Source organism: Flavobacterium sp., from assembly GCF_027482425.1.
Taxonomy (GTDB): domain Bacteria; phylum Bacteroidota; class Bacteroidia; order Flavobacteriales; family Flavobacteriaceae; genus Flavobacterium.
In genome coordinates this window covers 1-6,309 of the sequence record NZ_JAIXWA010000002.1, presented here as the reverse complement: position 1 = coordinate 6,309, position 6,309 = coordinate 1, and the positions used below count along the sequence as shown (strand labels likewise).

General features: G+C 40.7%; 5 protein-coding genes. 2 read left to right on the top strand and 3 right to left on the bottom strand.

Translation table 11 applies throughout. From position 1 onward, the window contains the following. Nucleotides 1-177: 177 nt before the first annotated feature. The 3 genes from Q0037_RS00060 to Q0037_RS00050 are packed head-to-tail and all read right to left on the bottom strand — an operon-like array spanning nucleotide 178 to nucleotide 4,210. The gene (locus Q0037_RS00060) at nucleotides 178-1,473 is read right to left on the bottom strand and encodes a glycosyltransferase family 4 protein (protein ID WP_297513529.1); all 1,296 of its coding nucleotides are present in this window, start codon (nucleotides 1,471-1,473) and stop codon (nucleotides 178-180) included. A gap of 3 nt (nucleotides 1,474-1,476) precedes the next feature. Further along, nucleotides 1,477-3,939: a YfhO family protein gene (locus Q0037_RS00055; protein WP_297513531.1), complete on the bottom strand. Its 2,463-nt coding sequence runs from the start codon at nucleotides 3,937-3,939 to the stop codon at nucleotides 1,477-1,479. A 16-nt stretch (nucleotides 3,940-3,955) separates the two neighbouring features. Beyond that, nucleotides 3,956-4,210, bottom strand: coding sequence for a DUF4834 domain-containing protein (locus tag Q0037_RS00050; protein WP_297513527.1), 255 nt, complete (start codon nucleotides 4,208-4,210; stop codon nucleotides 3,956-3,958). A gap of 112 nt (nucleotides 4,211-4,322) precedes the next feature. Here Q0037_RS00050 and Q0037_RS00045 point away from each other — a divergent pair, with 112 nt between their 5' ends. After that, nucleotides 4,323-5,306 (top strand): transporter, encoded by a 984-nt coding sequence (locus Q0037_RS00045; protein WP_297513524.1) that lies wholly within the window; start codon nucleotides 4,323-4,325, stop codon nucleotides 5,304-5,306. Between the two features lie 4 nt (nucleotides 5,307-5,310). After that, on the top strand, nucleotides 5,311-6,309 hold a 999-nt coding region (locus tag Q0037_RS00040), incomplete at its 3' end, for a GTP cyclohydrolase (RefSeq protein ID WP_297513521.1).

Genomic DNA, 6,309 nt, shown 5'->3' with positions numbered 1-6,309 from the left:
GCCAAAAGCCATCAAGGGCATCATAATATTGGCACCAGATAGCAACGTAGATACGATGCCATAATGTTCTTTCCCTAAAAAATGAGTATAAAAAAACAACGCATTAATTGCGCCAATTCCAAAACCAAAAAAGGTAATGATGGTATTTTTAATGGATTGATTTTGAACTATTCCCATTTAAACGGAATGAATTAGTTGTACCAACGCTTGCGTCAATTGCTTTCGCGAATACCGTTGCAGTCCCACGGGATGTGACTGCAGACTACCTGCTTGATACTGAGCATAAAGTTCGCTAATTTTTTGCTTCAATGCGACTTTTTCAGCATAGGTGAAAAAAGTGCCTGTATTGGTGGACTGCACAATTTCGGCAATATCTGAACCTTTCGGCCCCAATGCAACAATCGGACGACCGGAAACCATATATTCAAATAATTTTCCAGGAATAATACTGCGGGTATCGGGCGAGTCAATTTCGATCAGTAGTAAAACTTGGGATTTACGCTGATGGGCCACAGCCTCGTCATGGGCTACATACCCCAAATTATTCACATAAGCATCTAGTTTGTAGTGGAAAATACTTTGCAACACGTCTTCACTGATTTTGCCAATTAACTTCAATGAAAAATCCGTGGCAAACTGTGGGTTTTCATGAACAAGTTCGGCTAAAACTTCCCATAAAATAGTGGGATTTCGTTCGGAAAGTAACGAACCAATATGCGCCAAGGTAAAGGACGAATCCAACGACTGCGGAGGTACTTGCTCGGTATCGTATCCGTTGGTAATGACCGATATGGGCTGGGAAGTTAGTACGGAAAATTCTTGTTTTGTGGTGGGACTCGTCACAATAATATGATCGGCGTTTTGCAGGACTTGCCGTTCTAAGTCACGGTGAATTTTGGCCGCATACCGGGATAATTTTAAAGCTTTGTGGTACCCAATAGTCGTCCATGGATCACGAAAATCGGCTATCCATTTTACTTGCATCGAAGCGCGTAATTGCTGACCAATTAAATGCAAACTGTGCGGAGGTCCCGAAGTAATAATTGTGGTAATCCCTTCTTTTTCAATGTAACTTTTCAAAAAATGAACCGACGGTTTTACCCATAAAAAGCGAGCATCGGGAATAAAAATATTGCCCCGAACCCATAGCAGAAATTTTTGCAAAACCGATTGTTTTTGGGCTACGGGTATAATTCCTGAACTAATTTTTTGGGTTGATTTTTTTGAAAAAAAAGCCGCCCATTGGTAAGGTTCACGGATTTTCTTTTTTATTACAATCGCCTTCTCCGACACTTCTCGAATCAAACCTGTATCTTGTATCGGATAACTGGGATTTTCGGGAACATACACATAAGGAATCATGTCAAAATCAGGAAGATATTTCACAAATTTCAACCAACGTTGAACGCCTGGCCCTCCCGCAGGTGGCCAATAGTAGGTGATGATTAAAACTTTTTCCTTAGATGTATTCATTCGTTAGGATGGGTAATGTTCTCTATGTTGGCGACGGTCGAGATAAATTCCCACAATCGATAGCGCAACGATTAGCATAAAACTGATTAACGATACCCTACTTCCTGTTTTTACCACTTGAGGTTCAAACGTGAAAGTGATGGTATGCTTTCCAGCCGGAACAACCATCCCGCGTAAAGCGAAATTTACCTTGCCATAGTCTACTAAATTTCCATCAATTTTAGCATGCCAACCCGGTTTGTAATACATTTCAGAAAACACCACAAAACCTTCGTGCTTGTTTTCGGAGACATAGGTTAATTGATTGGGACGGTAGGCTGTAAGTTGCACGCGAGCCGTGGTATCGCGCTCAAATCGCGTTTGTGAAGGTTTAAATTCATTGCGATTGTAAACGGCTACCGATTTGGTTTTCAACGTATCTAGCGCTTTCATCACCGCATCATCCGAGGGTACGCCTTGAATCGTATGGACAAACCAGGCATTGCCATTGGCATCGGGATTAAAGGTGGGAAACTGCTCCCCTTTTTCATTCACTTGGATAATGTATTTGATGTTCAACATATCCAACGCCTCTTTGTTATTTTTGGTAATTTGATAATCAAACAACTCCTGAATGGCACGGGGTTTAACGGCACTGTATCCTCCTATCGATTTATGGAAAAAGGACGCGCGGGCACTACTCATATTGCCTTCTACATCCAAAACGCGGTAATGCGTGGTGTCTTGTAAAATTTGTTCGTCGGCGGGCGTTGCTTGAAAAGGACGATCGACCTCATGTGCGGAAACAAAATCAGTACTATCGACATATTTTTTATCCACCAATACTAAGTCAACGACCATCACAATACCTACGCAAATGATGGTATTCATAGCACCCAATTTTACTTTGGAAAAACGCCAAAGAAACACAAAGGCTAAGGCTATTAGAAATCCGGAGCGCAACAAATCTGCAGCATACAAGGTTTCTCGATCAGCTATTAGCGCGTCGACAAAACCAATACCGAAAGATTTATCTTGTCCTTCACTAAACATGCGAAGCAAATCCGCATCCAACGTTCCCGTATAGTTAAAACTGCTTTTGAGGAAAAAAATCAACAGTAACACACCCAAACACGTGAGTCCTGCTTTCTTTAAATTGTTCCAGCGATTTTCCGCATCAGTAGTCATAAACGCCTGGAGTCCCATAATCGCCAATACAGGAATACACAATTCCAACACAACTTGAATCGATGAAACAGCACGGAACTTATCGTATAACGGAACATAATCGATAAAAAAGTCGGTTAAGGCTGGGAAATTTTTGCCCCATGACAAAAGCAAAGACACCAAAGCTCCGGCGAAAAACACCCATTTGAGTTGACGTTTGTCATGATACAGCGCTAAAACAAAAAGGAAGAAAACGACTGCTCCTATATAGGCGGGTGCCGCTACAATGGGCTGCTCTCCCCAATAGGTTCGCGCATACGCATCGGTAAACTGGCGGGCTTCCGACTCGGTTGCTCCATAGTTAAGCATGAATTGATACACGCTCGAGTCATCGCTTAACTTTTCGTCGTTACCTCCACCAAACAAACGGGGAGCGATAAGATTCAAACTTTCGGCAATTCCGTAACTGTATTCTGTGATATAACTGCGGTCAAGGGTTGCCTTGTCGGTTTTGGGTTTGCCATCAGGCTCCAATTGCAAAGAACTCTTCCCGCGGGTACTAAATTGTGCATATTCTTGAGTAGCGAGAAGTGAGGTTGCATTGGCTCCCACTGCTAGAATTAAAGCGATTGCAAAGGTAGCAGCGGTTTTACCCAAGGCAGAAAAATCCTTTTCGCGTAGCATTTTGATGCCGTAATATATTCCCAAGCCCAATAACACAATGAGTAAATAGTATGTCATTTGAAAGTGGTTGGCGTTAATTTCGAGTGCTACTGCAAATAGCGTAAGAATACCGCCCCATAAATACCGTTTTTGTAAAACCAATAAAACGCCTGCTACCACCAGCGGCATATAAGCAATTGCGTGGGCTTTGGCGTTATGTCCCACTCCCAAGATGACAATCAAATAGGTAGAAAAACCAAAAGCTAAAGCCCCAAAAAAGGCTTTCAACGGATCGGTTTTCAGCACGAGCATTAACACGTAAAACCCAATAAAATAAAGCCATAAATAATCGGCAGGACGGGGTAAAAAACGTAATATATCGTCGATTGCACCGATGTAATCATGAGGGTATTTTGCCCCTAGTTGGTAGGTGGGCATACCCCCAAAGGCACTATTGGTCCAATACGGTTCGGTATCATAGGTAGCGCGAAAATCATTTTGCTCCTTGGCCATACCTGTATATTGCACAATATCGCTTTGGTAAATTTTCCTCCCTTGTAAAATGGGATAAAAATAAATTACGGCTACGAGGATAAAGCCAGAAATGGCTAACAAATGAGGATATCCTTTTTGAAGGTATGCTTGAATTTTTTGCATCATAAAAATAATTTTACTAGTCCTTTACCTCTTCAAAATCGATGTATTCACCGACTTGTTTTTCGCTCTTCTTAGGCGCTGATTCAGGGGCTGTAGTAGACTGATTTTGTTGGTGTTGACGGAATTTATCTTCCATCTGTTGATTGGCTTTTTCAACCACTTTTTGTGCTAAAATTGGCAACAATAAGCGGGCGATAAAACGAAATAAGTAGTAAAACAGAATGATATAAAACAAGGTCTTTAGAAGTCCTTGTAAACTGGCTTCCTGCATGGGTATAAATTTTGTCAAAAATACTAAAAACCATATAGGAAATGATGGTGTAGGTCATAAATAAATAATAAAAAGTGTACTTTTGGGTCACCTAATCCACAACTTTTTCACCATGAAATCCAACCGTTTATTCCTATTTGTTATAACACTTGGTTCTTTACTCACACAAGCGCAATATACGGATGAAATCAACACCAATCGCCCAGGGGAGTCAATGAATGCCTACGCTGTAGGAAAACGTGTCCTTCAATTTGAGTCGGGATTTAGCTACAGTCAGGAACAATATGACCGCAATGCCTTCAATACCGAAGGCTATTTGGTGAGTTTAACTACGCGCTATGGCTTTTTCAAAGAAGAATTGGAAGGGATTTTGGAAATGACCTACCAAAACGATAGCTACTTTTCACCGGCGGGCAATTTTCATCGGGACGGCTTCCGACGAGTACTTTTAGGCTTTAAGTACTTAATTTATGACCCGTTTAAAAACTACGATGCCAAACCCAATCTTTTTAGTTGGAAAGCCAATCATAAATTCAATTGGCACATGATGATTCCTGCCATATCGGTGTATGCAGGAACCAATATTAAAGTGGGTAATTATCCTTTTATGTATCCAGGCGAATCGTATGGCACCTTTAGTCCTAAAGTAATGGTGATTTCTCAAAATGTATTTTCTGGGGCATGGGCTTTTGTGACCAACACCTTTGTGGATAAAATTGCCTCCAACAACCAAACGGTCGGATTCATAGGAACCATTACCAAAGGATTTGATCGTTGGTCGGGATTCATTGAAGGAAAAATGCTGAGCGGAGGCTATTACAGTGATGTATTTATGACTGCAGGAGCTGCGTATTTGTGGGGAACGAGTTTTCAGGTGGATGCTTTTATCAGTCAAAACATGAAAAACACCCCTTCAATTACGTATGCCGGCTTGGGCGTTTCGTGGCGAACGGATACCTATTATGAGGACAACTTGATTCGCGCTCCCAAAAAAGAGAAAAAGAAAAAGAAAAAAAACAAGGGCGAGAAGAAAAAAGAGAAAGAGAAAGAAAAACTAAAAAAACGATTAGACGAAGTCCCCACTGCAAAACCGTAATACCATGATTACCCTTATAGAAGTCAATTCAAAAGCCTTATTACGCGAATTTGTAACCTTCCCTTTTCGTTTATACAAAAACGATCCCAATTGGGTTCCGCCTTTAATTGAAGACGAATTGGCCACGTTGGATGCTGCAAAAAATCCTGCCTTTGATCAGGCGGAAGCCTTGTTTTATTTGGCGCAACGCCAAGGAATAACCGTGGGTCGCATTGCCGCGATTATCAACTGGGATGAGGTAAATAACCAAAAAAAACGAAAGGTACGCTTTGGTTGGTGGGATGTAATTGATGATCTTTCGGTGACCAAAGCGTTATTGGAAAAAGTATATGATTTAGGAAAAAAACACGACCTCACCTATGTTGAGGGGCCGATGGGTTTTTCCAATTTGGACAAAGTCGGCGTCGTTACGGAAGGATTTGACCGTATGGCCTCAATGATAACCTGGTATAACTTCCCATACTACAAAACGCATTTGGAAGAATTGGGATTTGTAAAAGAAAAAGAATACTTGGAAAATGTTTTTTCTTTTAAAAATATTGAAATCGAACCGTATCGAAAAGCCAGTACATTGATTCAAAAGCGTTATCAAGTGGTGTGCAAAAATTTCAATAAAACGGCAGAAATAATGCCTTATGTTGATGAAATGTTTGATTTGTTTAACAAAGCTTATGCCTCCTTAGCCTCTTTTGTAGCGATTAACACGAAGCAAAAGGAATATTTTAAAAAAAAATACATCGGTCTTATCAAACCCGAGTACATCAAGTTTGTTTTTGATAGTGCTGGAAAATTAATCGCTTTTGGAATTGTAATGCCGAATCTATCCGCAGCGATGAAAAAAGCGAATGGTAAACTGTTCCCTTTTGGGTTTTACCACCTATTGAAAGCGCAAAAAAAACACGAAGAAGTTTTATTTTATCTTATTGGAGTTGATCCCGATTATCAAAATAAAGGGGTGACTGCCTTAATTTTTGAAGCGTATTACGATTCTTTCCAAAAAAAT